Annotated in this window: 12 protein-coding genes; 4 read left to right on the plus strand and 8 right to left on the minus strand. The window is 69.4% G+C overall.

Annotation, left to right across the window (positions count from 1 at the left end; genetic code table 11):
• Window positions 1-51: 51 nt before the first annotated feature.
• The 3 genes from ACWDOP_RS34890 to ACWDOP_RS34900 all read right to left on the minus strand — a co-directional run bounded on the left by ACWDOP_RS34890 (window position 52) and on the right by ACWDOP_RS34900 (window position 5,551).
• Window positions 52-3,339, minus strand: coding sequence for an arabinosyltransferase domain-containing protein (locus ACWDOP_RS34890; protein WP_456348497.1), 3,288 nt, complete (start codon window positions 3,337-3,339; stop codon window positions 52-54).
• 200 nt (window positions 3,340-3,539) lie between these two features.
• Window positions 3,540-4,037, minus strand: a complete 498-nt coding sequence (locus ACWDOP_RS34895; RefSeq protein ID WP_454203700.1) for a hypothetical protein — start codon at window positions 4,035-4,037, stop codon at window positions 3,540-3,542.
• Between the two features lie 185 nt (window positions 4,038-4,222).
• Window positions 4,223-5,551, minus strand: a complete 1,329-nt coding sequence (locus ACWDOP_RS34900) for a DNA polymerase IV (protein WP_456348482.1) — start codon at window positions 5,549-5,551, stop codon at window positions 4,223-4,225.
• Window positions 5,552-5,775: 224 nt separating this feature from the next.
• On the opposite strand from ACWDOP_RS34900, the gene ACWDOP_RS34905 reads away from it, so the two are divergent.
• Both ACWDOP_RS34905 and ACWDOP_RS34910 read left to right on the plus strand, forming a co-directional pair.
• Window positions 5,776-6,654, plus strand: a complete 879-nt coding sequence (locus ACWDOP_RS34905; protein WP_454203699.1) for a UTP--glucose-1-phosphate uridylyltransferase — start codon at window positions 5,776-5,778, stop codon at window positions 6,652-6,654.
• Between the two features lie 171 nt (window positions 6,655-6,825).
• Window positions 6,826-7,872: an alpha/beta hydrolase gene (locus tag ACWDOP_RS34910; RefSeq protein WP_456348483.1), complete on the plus strand. Its 1,047-nt coding sequence runs from the start codon at window positions 6,826-6,828 to the stop codon at window positions 7,870-7,872.
• A 218-nt stretch (window positions 7,873-8,090) separates the two neighbouring features.
• On the opposite strand, the gene ACWDOP_RS34915 is transcribed toward ACWDOP_RS34910, so the two are convergent.
• The gene (locus ACWDOP_RS34915; RefSeq protein ID WP_456348484.1) at window positions 8,091-8,543 is read right to left on the minus strand and encodes a MarR family winged helix-turn-helix transcriptional regulator; all 453 of its coding nucleotides are present in this window, start codon (window positions 8,541-8,543) and stop codon (window positions 8,091-8,093) included.
• A gap of 53 nt (window positions 8,544-8,596) precedes the next feature.
• On the opposite strand from ACWDOP_RS34915, the gene ACWDOP_RS34920 reads away from it, so the two are divergent.
• Window positions 8,597-9,643: a hypothetical protein gene (locus tag ACWDOP_RS34920; RefSeq protein ID WP_456348485.1), complete on the plus strand. Its 1,047-nt coding sequence runs from the start codon at window positions 8,597-8,599 to the stop codon at window positions 9,641-9,643.
• A gap of 12 nt (window positions 9,644-9,655) precedes the next feature.
• Here the strand turns inward: ACWDOP_RS34920 and ACWDOP_RS34925 are convergent, their stop codons facing one another.
• Window positions 9,656-10,195 carry a TetR/AcrR family transcriptional regulator gene (locus ACWDOP_RS34925; protein ID WP_454203695.1) on the minus strand — a complete coding sequence of 180 codons (540 nt, stop codon included), beginning with the start codon at window positions 10,193-10,195 and terminating at the stop codon, window positions 9,656-9,658.
• Window positions 10,196-10,272: 77 nt separating this feature from the next.
• Between ACWDOP_RS34925 and ACWDOP_RS34930 the strand changes: the two genes are divergently transcribed.
• Window positions 10,273-10,686: an organic hydroperoxide resistance protein gene (locus ACWDOP_RS34930; RefSeq protein WP_456348486.1), complete on the plus strand. Its 414-nt coding sequence runs from the start codon at window positions 10,273-10,275 to the stop codon at window positions 10,684-10,686.
• A gap of 27 nt (window positions 10,687-10,713) precedes the next feature.
• Here the strand turns inward: ACWDOP_RS34930 and ACWDOP_RS34935 are convergent, their stop codons facing one another.
• The 3 genes from ACWDOP_RS34935 to ACWDOP_RS34945 form a co-directional block, all read right to left on the minus strand.
• Window positions 10,714-11,250 carry a C40 family peptidase gene (locus ACWDOP_RS34935; RefSeq protein WP_456348487.1) on the minus strand — a complete coding sequence of 179 codons (537 nt, stop codon included), beginning with the start codon at window positions 11,248-11,250 and terminating at the stop codon, window positions 10,714-10,716.
• 279 nt (window positions 11,251-11,529) lie between these two features.
• Window positions 11,530-14,703 (minus strand): isoleucine--tRNA ligase, encoded by a 3,174-nt coding sequence (gene ileS / locus ACWDOP_RS34940; protein WP_456348488.1) that lies wholly within the window; start codon window positions 14,701-14,703, stop codon window positions 11,530-11,532.
• A gap of 284 nt (window positions 14,704-14,987) precedes the next feature.
• Window positions 14,988-15,191 (minus strand): hypothetical protein, encoded by a 204-nt coding sequence (locus ACWDOP_RS34945; protein WP_454203691.1) that lies wholly within the window; start codon window positions 15,189-15,191, stop codon window positions 14,988-14,990.
• Between the last annotated feature and the right edge of the window lie 67 nt (window positions 15,192-15,258).

Here is a 15,258-nt window from a genome sequence, read left to right on the forward strand (position 1 = left end):
CGACTCGGCAGCACCGCGCCCGCTCCCTCCGGAACGGGCGCGGTTCGGGTATTACTGCCAGCCCTTCACGTTGATCGGCCCGGGACTCCAGGTGCCCGAACGGGTTTCGGGGGTTACCGCGGGGCGGGCCGGGATCGCGGTGTCATCGATCCGGATGAAGCGCTGGAGCTCGCCCCAGTCGCTGCGCCACGCGTTGTTCAGGTAGGTGGACTGGGTCTGGGCCAGCAGCAGCATGTGACTCCAGCCCAGCGGGCCGCCGCCGGCGTGACCCTGCCAGCTGTTGGTGTCCTTGGCCCCGCCGCGATCGGGCAGGATCCGGTACTCCGGGGTCTCGGCGATGCCGTACCGGTGGTCGAAGGGCCGCTGGCACGGGAACTGCAGTCCCACCGCCCAATCCAGCAGCACCGGCGCGGTGGAACCGACCGCGTCCTGCAGCGTGCGGGTCCGCGGCATGCGCGGCGGGGTGAGCGCCACCCACTGCTTGCCGTCGCGGCTGGTGTCGGTGGCGAGCACCCGGATCACCGTGGCCTCGGCGGGGATGTCCGTGAACGGCACCCGCAGATTGCGCCACGTCGGCACCGGGCCGATGTCGATCGGCGTCACCCGGCCCAACGGACGCAGCGCGCCGCCGGAATCGGCCGTGCCGTACTCGATCTCGACGGTCTGCCCGCCCGAGGCGATCCCGTCCTTGTCGAACGAGCGAATGCGACCGGCCGCGGACAGCGCGATCAGCCCGGAGCGATCGGCGACCGCGGGCAGGTGGTACCAGCCCGTGGTGAGCGAGGCGGTCGCCTCCTGGGTGCCGAAGGTGCCGAGCACCGGCGTGGTGGCCGGGTTCAGGCCGAACGGCAGTGCGGCCGTTGTCGTTCCGGCGACCTCGTCGGCCTCCTCGGTGACCGCGGTCGTGATCGCGCTGGAATCCACCTCGTCGTCCGCGGTCAGATCCGTTGCCACGCCGCCGGGTACGAAGCCCACGGCCTCGGCGCCGAAGGCGGCGAAGGCATCCCCGGTCACCGGGGCCAGCATGCCCTGGTTCGGATCGGATTCCACCAGCACCTCGTGCCCGAGCCCGCAGGCATTGCCGATCAGCGCGTTGACATTCGACTTGGCCAGCGAGAAGGCCGGATACTGCGCCACCGCGCCCTTGGCCATCGACGCGATCTCGAACAGCACCATGAACGCGGCGATGATCGTCAGCGGCGGCAGCGCCACCACCCGCCAGGCGCGCCGCGAGATGCGGTGCGGGCCCACCGGTTCCGGTGCGCGCACGTGGAACCAGCCCGCCAGCGCCAGCAACGCGAGCGCGGCGAGCAGGAAGAGATTGTTCAGCCCGATCCCGGCCAGCACCACCGGCTTGTCGTTCCACGGAATCCCGTGGTTCGACACGTACCAGTAGCCGTTGATGCTGGAGAAGGCGATGGCCATGACGAAGGCGAGCACGGCCGCGAACAGCGCCCGGTTGCGCGGCGAGCGCATGACCCGCGGCCCGACCGCCACGGCGGCGAGAACCGCCACCGCACCGGCCAATCCGGCGTAGACGCCGTTGTGATGGGTCCACTTGGTCGGGGTGGTGGCCATCAGCAGCATGACCCCGACGCTGGTGCCGAGCAGTCGCCGGGCCGGCCCGGCCGCGGTGAACGGAATCCGCCCGCCCTTGCGCAGCAGCACCACCGCGCACGCGATCAGGCCCGCCCACAGCATGAACATGCCGAACTTACGCGCCACCGAACCGTCGATGGTCGGCATGAAAAGGTACTGGTAGCGCAGATATTCGTTGTACCACTTGACGTACGGCTCGGCGAGCTCGTGCACCCGCTGCATCTCGAACATGGCGGCGAGCGGTTGATCGGCGAACGCCACCGCCAGCACCACCACGCCCGCCGCGCCCACCGGCGCGAGCAGCGCGAGATAGCTGAACCCGCGCGCCCGCAGGACGGCGAACACGCCCGCGCCCGGGGCGACCGGCGCGCTCATGGCCGTGGCGCGCACGTTCACCGCCCGCCACAGCGGCCGAATTCCGGCCAGCAGCGGCGCGAGACAGATGATGCCCGAGGGTCCGGCGGTGACGGTGAACGCGCCGATGAGCCCGGCGATCGCATACGGCAGCACCCGGCGGGTGGCGATCGCGCGTTCGACCGACACCCAGGTCAGCAGGACGCCCAGCGCCTCGATCGGCTCGGGCCGCAGGCCGTTGTTGTAGGGCAGCCAGACCGCCAGGAAGCCCAGCGCGCCGGTCCACACCGCCACCCGGTCGAGGCGCACGCGCGCACCCAGGCGCGGAATCACCTCGCGGCTGATCACCAGCCACGTCACGATGCCCGCGAGCAGGGCGGGCAGGCGCATCCACGGGCTGGCCGTGGAGAGCTGCGCCATCTGCCCCAGCAGGTCGTAATACGGTGTGCCGACCGGGTTTTCGGGGACGCCGAAGTAGCGGAAGTAGTTGGCCATGTAGCCGGCCGCGATGGAGGTGCGGCCCATGCCGAACTGGTAGCCGTCGTCGGAGGTCGTCGCGCCGATGAAGTGCCACAGCACCAGCACGCCGATGACCGCGCCGTCGACCGGCGTGATCGTCCACCAGTGCCGGGGCAGAAAGCGCCGCCGGACGCGGCCGTCCCGGCGATCGAGCCGGTACAGCGCGAACAGCGCGAGCACGGTGCCCAGGATCGCGGTCCAGATGGCGATGCGCTTGAGCAGCCCCGGATGCGAGGAGAAGCGGCTGTCCAGCTGCGAATTCACCACGGTCCCCGCGGGCGCGGTCAGATCGCTGTAGATGCCGACCACCTGCGGCCGGTAGTCACCGTTCAGGGTGACCGGGGTCAGGGTGGATCCGGTGAGGGTGGCCACCGAACTCGTCATGCCCGACCGCACGGTGAGCGCGCAGTCGGCGGGCAGTTCGGTGAGCGGCACGCTCAGCAGCGTCTGATTCTGCAGTACCGCTTCGAGTTTGCCGGGGGCGCTCGTCCCGTCGCCGGCAACCCCGGGCGCGGTCACCCGCGCCACGAAGCCGTACCGCTCGAGGTCCGGCGCGCCGTCGGGAGCGGTAGCCACGAGTGTGCCGCCGGTCGTGGCGAGCTGGTTCACCGCCGCGCACGGCACGGTCACGTCGAAAGTCAGCGGGGCGTAGGAGACCAGCGGCGCCTCCACACTCCGCGCGGAGTCGTCCTGCGGCCAGGACAGCGTCGCGGAGTCGACGGTGATCGGCAGCAACGGCACCGCCACCGCGGCCAGTACCGCGATCAAACCCGCGATCAGAGCCAGCGGTCGTTCCCATCCAGTGCGTGCCCCGGCCCCGTTCTCGGGCCCGGCTCGCCCGGCGGAATCACGCCCCGCCTTCTCCATCACGTCCGTCACGATCGCCGATAGTAAGGGGGAATCCTGGGAACCCGCGCCCCGGTCACGATCGGGTCGCGCTGACCTGGTCGAATGATCGGCAAAGGTGACGCGGCCCGGTCCGGGCGCCGAACATGGCCGGCGTCACCCGGATACGAACGGGCCCGTCACTCCAGTGAGTGACGGGCCCGTGTCCGGCAGCGGGTGGATCAGGCGCAGGCCGGGGAAGTCTGGTTGACCAGGGACAACGCGTTGCAGATCCATTCCTTCTGGACCTTCCACTTGCCGTCCTCGGCGACGAAGGGCACGACCGCCGGGTTCGGCGCGCCACCGTTGATCGAGAACTGGCCGTCCGCGGTGAGGGTGCCGTTGCCCAGATCGGTCACGCCGGTGACCTCGACCTTGGCGTTGTTCTGCTGGTAGGCGTCGGACAGGCGCTGCGGCAGGGTCGGATCGGCTTCGACGCCCTGCATCATGTCGAGCTTCTCTTCGTTCGGAACGCTCGGGTCCAGGGCCTTCTGCAGCTGCGCGTTGAGGTCCGCCACGCTCGGGGCCGGCGGGAAGTTCTGAGACGCGGCGGTGGTCGCGGCGGTGGTGGTCTTGACGGGCTTGGTTTCCTTGTCACCACTGCCGCAGGCGGAGAGCCCGAGGGTGGTCACCACGGCCAGGGTGGCGATCGCGATACGTCCAGTCTTCTGAAGCTTCAACTGCTCGTCCTTTGCGTTCGAGTAGGTCCGTTGGACTACGACAGCGCATCGACCGGCGACGCTGCCCGACGGCCAGGCTACACACGCGGCGGGTGAACAACCGCCTCCGCGGCGGGTGCCGCGACACTTTCAGTCCGAATCCTCATGAATCGCTTATTGGTCCGAAAGTCACCCATTGTCCGAGTTCAGCGCAGGCTGCCGAGCGGGTCGGCCTTGGTGAGCAGCGGATCGGCGGCGGCGAACGTCCGCGCCGGGCCCGGGCCGCTGGAACGGGTCTCGAAACGCACCGTCACCACCCCGTGCCCGGCGCCCTGCACCCACCCGTGCCCGAACTCGGGATGCTCGACATCCAGCCCCGGATAGAAGGACTGCGTCAGATAGGAACGCGCCACCGGCGCGGCCACCGGTTCCACCGCGCTCGGCGCGACCGCGGGCTCGTCCGACCCGGGCTCGTCGACGATCACCCGCTGATCCAGCTCCGGGAACAACGACTCCTGCCGAATCTCGGACAGCCCCGCGAAACCCACGCCCACCAGGCGAATCGGGCCCAACTGCACCGGATCCACGGCCGCGCGCTGGGCGGCCGCGGTGAGCGTCGCCAGATCCTCGGTCGCGTAGGGCAGGGTCGAGGACCGCGTCACGATGCTCATATCGGCGCGTTTGAGTTTGAGCACCACCGTGCGCGCGGCCCGCCCGTCCGCGCCGAGCCGCCGATGCGCCGACGCCGCCATCGCCTCGATGGCCGGGCGCAATTGGGCGAGGCTGACGATGTCGGTCTCGTAGGTCGTCTCGGCGCTGATCTGCTTGGCCTCCGCGCGCTCGGCCACCGGGCGTTCGTCGATGCCGCGGGCCAGCCGGTGCAGCGTCGGCCCGATACCCGTGCCCAGGATCGAGGCCACCTCGGATTCGGGCAGGGCGGCCAGCGCCCCCACGGTCTCGATTCCCAGCGTGCGCAAACGACTTTCGGCCACCGGGCCGATCCCCCACAGCCTGCGCACCGGCAGCGCGGCCAGGAACCCCTGCTGTTCGGCGGGCGAGATGACCCGCACCCCATCGGGTTTGGCCATGTCGGAGGCGATCTTGGCGAGCTGTTTGCTGCTGCCCGCGCCCACCGAGGCCACCAGCCCCGTGCGGGCGAGCACCAGCGCGCGCAGACTCTCGCAGAAGTCGAGCACCTCGGCCGGTGTCGCGCCGGACAACTCCGCGGGCTCGCCGAACGCCTCGTCGAAGGAGAGCTGTTCGAGCACCGGTATCCGCGTGCGCATGGTCTCGAACACCTGCGAGCTGAGTTCGGCGTACACCGCACCGCGCGGCGGCACCACCACCCCGTTCACCCCCACCAGGCGCCGGGCCTGATGCATGGGCATGGCCGAGCGCGCACCGAACACCCGCGCCTCGTAGCTCGCCCCCGCCACCACCCCGCGCCCGCCCATCCCGCCGACCAGGACCGGGCGCCCGCGCAGGGTCGGGCGGGTGAGCTGTTCGACCGAGGCGAAGAACGCGTCCATATCCATGTGCAAAACCCAGCGCCGGGCCGGGCGGTGCACCGGGGCGGCTGGGAGATCGCCGGGAGTCCGCTGGGAAATCGCGCGTGCGGGTGGCGGTTCCGCCGCGGCGCCGGCGGACCCCGAAACAACACCGTGACCAGTATCGATCGAATCGGCGGCGGCAGTCACAGCCCGCAATCTACGCCCGGCTACCGACAGGTACGAACGCGCCGGTGTGTGATGATCGGACCATGACGATTCGCAAGGCCGTGATTCCCGCAGCGGGCATCGGCTCCCGCCTGCTGCCGCTGACCAAGGCGATTCCCAAGGAGATGCTCCCGGTCGGCGACAAGCCGGTCATCGAGCACACCGTGCGCGAGCTGGTGGCCTCCGGCATCACCGACATCACGATTGTGGTGAGCAGCGGAAAGTCATTGATCCAGGATCACTTCCGCCCCAACCCGCAATTGGTCGCCCAGCTGCGCGCCGACGGCAAGGCCGCCTACGCCGACGCCGTCGAGGAGGTCGGCAACCTGAGCAGGCTGGGTCACATCACCTACCTGGATCAGCACGGCCCCTACGGCAACGGCACCCCCGTGCTCAACGCCGCACGCACCCTGGGCGACGAACCGATGCTGGTGCTGTGGCCCGACGACGTGTTCGTCGCCGAGGTGCCGCGCGCCCAGCAGCTCATCGACGCGTACGAGAAGACCGGCGCGCCGGTGCTGGCGCTGATGCCCATGGACCCGTCCGAGTCCCAGCGCTACGGCGTGCCGGTGGTGGAGGAGAACGGCGAGGCCGGACTGATGCGCATCAGCGGCCTGAAGGAGAAGCCCAAGCCCGCCGACGCGCCCTCGAGCTACGCGGCCATCGGCGGCTACGTGGTCACCCCCGGCATCATCGCGGAACTGCGCCGCCAGGTTGACAATTGGTACACCCACGGCACCGGTGAGGTCTATCTCACCGACGCCATCAACATCTTCGCCGCCGAGAACCCGGTGTACGGCCAGGTGATTCGCGGCAAGTGGTACGACACCGGCAACCCGGCCGACTACCTGGTCGCCCAGTTCGCCTCCGCGCTGGCCCATCCCGACTACGGCCCGCTGCTGCGTCAGCTCGTCGAGGAGTAGAAACCCCTGATCGGCAAGCGTTTCGGCGCAAGTGCGTCAGTGGTGCGCATACACGCCGAAGCGAAATCCGTCGAAACCCGAAACATCGGGGCGGCTACAGCGATGTAACCGGGCGGAAACGTTCGCCGATCAAGAGGGAGTGGTGTCGTGCGCCCAGTGGGCAGGCGAGTCATGGCGGTCGCGGTAACGGTCGGATGCCTCGTCGGCGCACTCACCGGCGGCGCGGCACCGGCCGTGGCGACCCCCCGCACGAGCGACCCGATCACGAGCACCGCGCAACTGCTGGCCACGCCGGTGTCGGAAAACGGCTCGTCCATCACCGCTTTCGAGATCCGCGACGCGCGCAACCTGGTGCTGCACGTGCGCTCGGCGGCCATGGACGAAGTGTTCACCGTCGAGGTGCAGCGGCCCGCCGACGCCTCGGTCCCCCGCCCGGCGCTGTACATGCTCAACGGCGCCGGCGGCGGCCAGGACACCGCGACCTGGAAACGCAACACCGATTCCCCGGAGTTCTTCGCGGACAAGAACGTCAACGTCGTCATGCCCATCGGCGGCGCGTTCAGCTACTACACCGACTGGCGGGCCGAGGATCCCTACCTGGGGGTCAACAAGTGGAAGACCTTCCTGACCGAAGAGCTGCCGCCCCTCATCGACGGGGCGCTGGGCACCAACGGCGTACGCGGCATCATCGGCATGTCCATGTCGGGAACCTCGGTGCTGCAGTTGCCCATCGCCAAGCCGGGGCTGTACAAAGCCGTGGCCGCGTACAGCGGCTGCGCGCAGATCAGCGATCCCGTCGGGCGGCGGTTCGCCGAGCTGGTGGTCACCATCGGCGGCGGCAATCCGGTGAACATGTATGGCCCCGAAGGCGATCCGCTGTGGGCCGCCAACGATCCGTATCTGCACGCGGAGGCGTTGCGCGGGCTGGAGATCTACGTCTCCAACGGCAGTGGGCTGCCCGGCAAGCACGACAACATCGCCGATGTCCGCAGCCTCGGCCCGTTCGACGGCGGCCTGGCGCGCCAGCTGCTGGTCGGCGGGATCCTGGAGGCGGCCAGCGACTGGTGCGCCCGCAATCTGGAGACCAAGCTCGAACAGCTGGACATCCCGGCGACTTTCGAGATCAGTCAGCCCGGAACCCATTCGTGGGGGTACTGGGAGGACGCGCTGCGCGACTCCTGGCCGGTGCTCGCCAAGGGCCTGGATCTGCCCGCCTGAGCGGCATTTTCCCGCCACCGGTCCGCAATTTCCCAGCGCCGCGGCCTGATTCGCCGGTCGGCCGCGACGGCTCGGCGTAGGTGCGAGCGGGCCGCGAGTCGGGCGTGGCCGCTGCCGACCCCCGTGCGTGGGCGCCGGTCACCGCCCGCCCGGTGCGGCCGGACACGGACCGGGTCCGGCGATCCGCCCGGACCCACGAACGATACCGGGGCCCACTCTCATTCATCGGCGCGGTTGTAGCGGGCCAGGTACTCCGCCAGGCGCGCGATGTCCGCGTCGTCCCAGTCGTGGAAGCGCTCGGTGAACGCCGCGGTCCGGCTGCGCGCGGCCGCGCGCGCGACCCGGCGGCCCTCGGCGGTGGCGTGCAGCACGTGGTTGCGGCGATTGCCGGGATCGACCTCGCGGGTCAGGTAGCCCAGGCGCTCGAGGGCCGCGACCTGACGGCTCATGGTGGATTTGTCGAGGTGGAAGTGCCCGGCGAGTTCGGTGGACAGGCAGCCGTCGCGTTCGATGACCAGGTCGAGAATGCTCGACGCCACCAGCGACAACTCCGGATGCAGTTCGGCCGCCCGGCCCCGGGCCCGGCGGGCGAACGCGGTGAGTTCCCGCCCGATCGCCTCGATCGCGCCGGCCCGGTCGCCGGACCGCGGAAATATCGCCTCGGAATCCATGGTTGTAGACTACAACCAAGCATAGTTGTATTTACCAACCATTGGAGTGACACATGGCCTCGCCGCAGATCCGGCACGTCGCCCTGCACCTGCTGACCCCGCTGCTCATGTGCCTGGGCATGGGCCTGGCCTACCTGGGCGCGTTCCACCAGCCCGCGCCCAACCAGCTGGCGGTCGCCGTGGTCGGCGACTCGCCGCAGGTCAAGGTGCTGGCCCAGACCCTGAAGGACACCGGCGGCCACGCGTTGGACGTCATCACCGTCCCGGGCCGCGAGGAGGCCGTCACGCAACTGCGCGATCGCGAGATCGCGGGCGCCTACGTGCCCGACGCCCAGCGGCCCGAACTACTGGTCGCCACCGCCGGGTCGGACACCACCGCCATGGCCGTGGAAACGGTCTTCCACCGGGTCACCGACCGGCAGGGCACCCCGCTCACCGTCACCGACGTGGCCGTGCCCGCGCCGGGCGACCCGACCGCGCAGGGCATCTTCTTCCTGCTCGTCGCCCTCAGCATCGGCTCCTACGGCAGCGTGGCCGCGATCGGCGCGGCCGGGGCGGGCCTGTCGATGCGGGTGCGCGCGGCGTTCGGCCTGGCGGCCTCGCTCGCGGTGAGCCTGATCGGACTGGCCATCGCCGGACCGGTCTTCCACATCGTCGATCACGACTTCGGCGCGATCTGGGCCATGTCGTGGCTGTACTCGGCGGGCATCCTGGCCGTGGGCATCGGCCTGCACACCTTCCTGAAGCGCTGGACCACGCTGGTCATGATGGTGCTGTTCGTCATGCTGAACTTCACCAGTTCCGGTGGCGTGTACGGGCCCTCGCTCCAGAACGACTTCTTCGGCGCGCTGCACGGCTTCTGGAACGGCGCGGGTTTCGTGGAGGGCGCGCGCAGCCTGCTCTACTTCGACGGCGTCGGCTTCGCCGGGCGGCTGGGGAGCCTGGTCGCGTGGTTCGGCGCGGGCGTGGTGCTCATGATCGCGGCGGCGGCGGCCGAGCGGCGCACGGGCGCGAATCGGGCCGTGGCACAGCCGGATTCGACGCCGGCGCGGGCACACGACGCGGCCGAGGAGGAGATGGAGGAGACGGTCGCGGTCTGACCGCGGCGGGTGTCAGCGGGCGGCGAGCTGCGCGAGCGCGGCGCGGATGCCCGCCCGCACGGTCTCCTCGTCGGCCAGCCCACCGCTGACCGCGACACCGTCCCTGGCCAGCAACAGCACGCGCGCCGCCCGGTCCGGATCCGCGTGACCGGCCGCGCGCAGCTGCTCGGCCATGAGTTCACGGAACCAGTCCCGGTAGTCGTCGACCACCGCGCGCACCGGATGCCCGGGGTCGGCGAACTCCACCGCCGCGTTGAGGAACGGGCAGCCCCGGAATCCCGGCCCGCAGCTGATCGCGCCCAGCTGCTCGAACACGGCGTCGATGTTGGCCAGGCCCTCCCCCGGCAGGTTCGCCAGAGCGCCGCGCTGGCGGTCGTATTCGCGGGTCAGGTAGGCGACGACCAGGTCGTCCTTGGTCTTGAAGTGCCGATAGAACGTGGCCTTGGCGATACCGGCCTCGGCGATGATGCGGTCGATGCCCACGGTGTGAATGCCCTCGGCGTAGAAGAGCCGGGTGGCCGTATCCAGGAGGCGTTCGCGGGCTGCGCTCATGGTCTTGACGATAGCAGACAGATCTGTCTACTCTGGGGACGCACCTGAACAGACAAGTCTGTCTACTTGGAGGAATCATGGCCCCCATCTACACCGCCGTCGCCACCTCGATCGGCCGCGACGGCCGCTCGTTCACCGACGACGGCATCCTGGACCTGACCCTGACCCGGCAGAAGGAACTCGGCGGCGACGGCGCGGGCACCAATCCCGAGCAGCTCTTCGCCGCGGGCTACTCGGCCTGTTTCGCCAGCGCGCTGCAACTGGTCGCCAAGCGCATGAAGCTCGAGGCCGACGACGCCTCGGTCACCGCCGAGGTGGGACTGAACGCCCTCGAGGGCGGGCGTTTCGGACTGTCGGTGGTGCTGCGCGTAGAACTGCCCGAGCACCTGCACAACGAGCAGGGGCGGGCGCTGATCGAGGCGACCCACCAGGTGTGCCCGTACTCCAACGCCACCCGGGGCAACATCCCGGTGGAACTGGTGGTCGAGTAGCCCGGAGCCGTTGCCCGGCAGCCGGACTCAGTAGAACCGGCGGATGTCGTAGATGTCGAACTCCGACAGCGGGGTCAGCCCCACCGGCACACCGGGACTGTGGGCGTTGAAGATGTGCCCGCCGCCGGCGTAGATGCCCACGTGCGAGGCGTCGCCGTTGAGAATGACGACGTCACCGGTCTGCAGCGCGCCGAACGGGACCGAGAGGCCCACTTCGGCCTGCTGCCAGGTGGTGCGCGGCATGTCGATGCCGACGCTGCGGAAGGCCCACTGCACCAGGCCGGAGCAGTCCCAGGCGTCGGGGCCGACCCCGCCCCAGAGATAGGGCTTGCCGGTCTGGGTGTTGGCCAGGGCCAGCGCCGCCATGGCGCGCGGGCTGGTGATCGGCAATTGTGCCGAGCCGCTGGCACTTCCGGAGGCCGACCCGCTGCCGCTACCCGAGGACGACCCCGAGGCGGAGCCGGTGTCCGGATGCGCGACACCGGCGCAGAGGGCGCCCATGGACAACAGTGCCAAGGCGGCGACGGTCAGGGATCCGATCCGGCGGAGCAGTCTTCGTGTCATTGGACTCGCCCTTCAGCGGTACAACTCGCAACTGCACGGAATCAAAAAATAGCTATTGGTTAGCTGTTTATCCCATACGTCACACGCTTCACAAGAAGACCAATTCCGGCGTGTCCCGGAGATGAATTTCACCTTGCAAAAGCCGCACAAATGCGGTACTGGTTGACTGATAACGGGGAGATTGCTACACGCTTGCCTTTGTGTAGCGACATCGCCACGAGTGGCGCGAACGCCGGGCGGGGCGGAGCCCGAAGGCCCCGCCCCGCCCGGTGACACGCGTCAGTTCTTGCTGACCGCCGCCCGCACGCCGCCGGCGATATCGACCGCGTCCGCGCCCGCCGCACCGAAAGTCAGTGCGGTGGCCAGGATTTCACCCGCGATCAGATCGCGATGGGTTTGCGCCCAGGCCAGCCGCTCGGCGGGCACCTCGAGCACCACCGAGATCCGGTCCGAGACGTCCAGGCCCTGCGACTTGCGGGTCTCCTGCAGATCGCGGATGAGGTCGCGGGCCCAGCCCTCGGCCTCGAGTTCCTCGGTGACCACCGAATTCAGCACCACCAGACCGGCATTGCCCGGCAGGGCGGCGGTGGAATCGGGCTCGGCCGCCACCAGGCGCTGGGTGTACTCCTCGGGCAGCAGGGCGATCCCCGCGGCGGTGACAACACCGTCCGCCGACTCGCTCCACTCCCCCGCCTTGACCGCCTTGATGACCGTCTGCACCTGCTTGCCCAGGCGCGGACCCGCCGCGCGCGCGTTCACGACCAGCTCGAAGCGGCCGTGCGAGGCCACATCGGTGGTCAGGTCGACCTTCTTGACGTTGACCTCGTCCGCGATGAGCTCGGCGAAGGGCCGCAGCCGCTCGGCGTCCTCGGCGGCCACGGTGACCTCCGACAGCGGCAGGCGCACCCGCAGGTTCTGCGCCTTGCGCTGGCCGAGCACCGTGGAGCAGACCACGCGCACCTCGTCCATGGCCGCGACCAGTTCCGGATCGGCCGGCAGCTCGCTCGCGCTCGGCCAATCGGTCAGGTGCACCGACCGGCCGCCGGTCAGCCCGCGCCAGATCACCTCGGTGATGAGCGGCAGCAACGGCGCGGCCAGCCGGGTCACGACCTCCAGCACCGTGTGCAGGGTGTCGATCGCGTCGCGGTCCTCCTCCCAGAAGCGCGAACGCGACCGGCGCACATACCAATTGGTGAGGGCGTCGGCGAACGACCGCAATTCCTCGGCGGCGGTGGCGATGTCGAAGACCTCGAGCGCGTCGGTCATGATGTCGCGGGTCGCGGCCAGCTTGGCCAGGATGTAGCGATCGAGCACATGGGCCGAGTCGGTACGCCAGGTCCCGGGCTCGGAGGCGTAGAGCCCCAGGAAGGTCCAGGCGTTCCACAGCGGGCGCAGCGCGTGGCTGACACCCTCGCGGATGCCGCGCTCGGTGACGATGAGGTTGCCGCCGCGCAGGATCGGCGAGGCCATCAGGAACCAGCGCATGGCATCGGCGCCGTCGCGGTCGAAGACCTCGTTCACGTCCGGGTAGTTGCCCTTGGACTTGGACATCTTGAGGCCGTCGTCGCCCAGCACGATGCCGTGCGCCACCACCGATTTGAACGCCGGGCGATCGAAGAGCGCGGTCGAGAGCACGTGCAGGTTGTAGAACCAGCCCTTGGTCTGGCCGTTGTACTCGACGATGAAGTCGCCGGGGCTGTGCGCGGCCTTGTCGTCGCCGTTGCCCTCGAACCATTCCTTGTTCTCGAACGGGTAGTGCACCTGCGCGTACGGCATGGAGCCGGACTCGAACCAGCAGTCCAGGACCTCGGGCACGCGCCGCATCATCGACTTCCCGGTCGGGTCATCGGGATTCGGGCGCACCAGTTCGTCGATGCCGGGCCGGTGCAGATCCTGCGGGCGCACCCCGAAGTCGCGTTCGAGCGCGTCCAGCGAGCCGTACACGTCGACCCGCGGGTAGGCCGGATCATCGGAGATCCACACCGGGATCGGCGCGCCCCAGAAGCGATTACGGCTGATGTTCCAGTCGCGCGCGTTCTCCAGCCACTTGCCGAACTGGCCGTCGCGCAGGTGCTCGGGCACCCAGGTGATCTCTTTGTTGAGCTCGAGCGCCCGGTCGCGGAACTTGGTGACCGCCACGAACCAGGACGGCACCGCCATGTAGATCAGCGGCTGGCCCGATCGCCAGCTGTGCGGGTAGGAGTGCTCGATCGTCTCGTGCCGCAACAGCTTTCCGGCGGCCTTGAGGTCCTTGATGATGACCGGGTTGGCGTCGAACACCATCAGGCCCTGGTACGGCGGCACCATGGAGGTGAACTTGCCGCCGGCGTCCAGCGGCTGCACGATCTCGATGCCGTTGGCGGTGGCGACGTCCATGTCCTCCTCACCGAAGGCGGGCGCGAGATGCACGATGCCGGTACCGGAGTCGGTGGTGACGTAGTCGGCCTCGAGGACGCGGTGCGCGTTCGGGTGCCCCAGGAAGAAGTCGAACGGCGGGCGGTAGGTCAGCCCGGCCAGGGCCGCGCCCGCGTGCTCGGACAGCACCTCGAAACCGTCGGCCTCCTCGCCGAACTCGCGCGCGTAGTGCGAGACCCGTTCGGCGGCAAGCACGTAGCGCTTGCCGTCCTTCGCGCGCAGGTGCACGTAGGTGACGTCCGGGTGTACCGCGATCGCGAGGTTGGAGGGCAGTGTCCACGGCGTGGTGGTCCAGATCAGCGCGTTCGCGCCGTCCAGGGCCGCGAGGGGATGCTCGGCGGGCACGTGCAGCGCCATGTCGACGGTGACGGCCGGGTCCTGGCGCATCCGGTACGAATCGTCCAGGCGCGCCTCCTGATTCGACAGCGGCGTCTGCTCGTACCAGCTGTAGGGCAGCACCCGGAAGCCCTGGTAGATCAGGCCCTTGTCGTACAGGGACTTGAAGGCCCACAGCACCGACTCCATGAAGTCGAGGTCGAGGGTCTTGTAGTCGTTGTCGAAGTCGACCCAGCGGGCCTGGCGGGTGACGTAGTTGCGCCACTCGCCGGTGTAGCGCAGCACCGAGGATTTGCACGCGGCATTGAATTCCGCGAGGCCCATGGCATCGATCTGTGATTTGTCCGTGATACCGAGCTGCTTCTCGGCTTCGATTTCCGCGGGCAATCCGTGTGTGTCCCAGCCGAAGCGGCGTTCGACCTTCTTACCGCGCATGGTCTGGAATCGTGGGATCAAATCCTTGACATAACCGGTCAGGAGATGGCCGTAATGCGGCAACCCGTTGGCGAAGGGGGGACCGTCGTAGAAGACGAATTCCGCTGCATCGGAACGGTTCTCGATGCTGGCGCGGAAGGTGTCGTCGGCGGCCCAGTAGGCGAGCACGCGCTGTTCGAGCTCGGGGAAGGACACCGGGCCGGTCACGACGCCGAGATCGGCGCGCGGGTAGGCGGTGGTGGCTTGGGTCGGGTTCTCGCCGGACATCTCGGCGTCAGCTCCTCGTGCCAGTGGGTCCGGGGACCCGGTGGGCACGGGGACGATGGCGACGCCCGGTGCGTCGTACCGCGGTACCACCCCGCTTGTCCGGCCGCACGCGGCCGAACCACTCGTTGCGAGCTGTGACGGGCTCACCCGTTCGGGTCTAGTGAGCGTGACCGCAGGTCACGCCGTTCTTCCGAAGGCTCCCCGGTGATAGCCGGATCGACGCCGTATGACTACTTCAGATTCTAACCGGCCGGGTCCAGCGTTTATTCGCCGCACCTGCCGGGCTAATGCCTGGCATGGCGCCCGCCGGGGTTGGACTGGGAGTCCGAATCGTCCTCGCGGAGCGAGAGCGCGCTCACCAGCAGCAGCACCGCGCCCAGGACGCAGACCACGATGCACCCCCACGCCCAGATCACCGAACCGGTGGTCAGGGCCGTCACCAGCAGGCCGAAACCCACGGCTGCGAGGACGAGCGTCACCACGAGCATTCACACCACCTCGCGTCCGAGTCGAAACGGTGGCGGCGCCACGCTGCCCGCCCCGCGGCGGAGTGTC

It is taken from the genome of Nocardia sp. NPDC003693, from assembly GCF_053981095.1.

Coding starts and splice junctions, on each gene's coding strand:
- ACWDOP_RS34890 (WP_456348497.1), bottom strand. CDS start 3,339: ATGGAGAAGGCGGGGCGTGATTCCGCCGGGCGAGCCGGGCCCGAGAAC.
- ACWDOP_RS34900 (WP_456348482.1), bottom strand. CDS start 5,551: ATGGATATGGACGCGTTCTTCGCCTCGGTCGAACAGCTCACCCGCCCG.
- ACWDOP_RS34905 (WP_454203699.1), top strand. CDS start 5,776: ATGACGATTCGCAAGGCCGTGATTCCCGCAGCGGGCATCGGCTCCCGC.
- ACWDOP_RS34910 (WP_456348483.1), top strand. CDS start 6,826: ATGGCGGTCGCGGTAACGGTCGGATGCCTCGTCGGCGCACTCACCGGC.
- ACWDOP_RS34915 (WP_456348484.1), bottom strand. CDS start 8,543: ATGGATTCCGAGGCGATATTTCCGCGGTCCGGCGACCGGGCCGGCGCG.
- ACWDOP_RS34920 (WP_456348485.1), top strand. CDS start 8,597: ATGGCCTCGCCGCAGATCCGGCACGTCGCCCTGCACCTGCTGACCCCG.
- ACWDOP_RS34925 (WP_454203695.1), bottom strand. CDS start 10,195: ATGAGCGCAGCCCGCGAACGCCTCCTGGATACGGCCACCCGGCTCTTC.
- ACWDOP_RS34930 (WP_456348486.1), top strand. CDS start 10,273: ATGGCCCCCATCTACACCGCCGTCGCCACCTCGATCGGCCGCGACGGC.
- ACWDOP_RS34935 (WP_456348487.1), bottom strand. CDS start 11,250: ATGACACGAAGACTGCTCCGCCGGATCGGATCCCTGACCGTCGCCGCC.
- ileS (WP_456348488.1), bottom strand. CDS start 14,703: ATGTCCGGCGAGAACCCGACCCAAGCCACCACCGCCTACCCGCGCGCC.
- ACWDOP_RS34945 (WP_454203691.1), bottom strand. CDS start 15,191: ATGCTCGTGGTGACGCTCGTCCTCGCAGCCGTGGGTTTCGGCCTGCTG.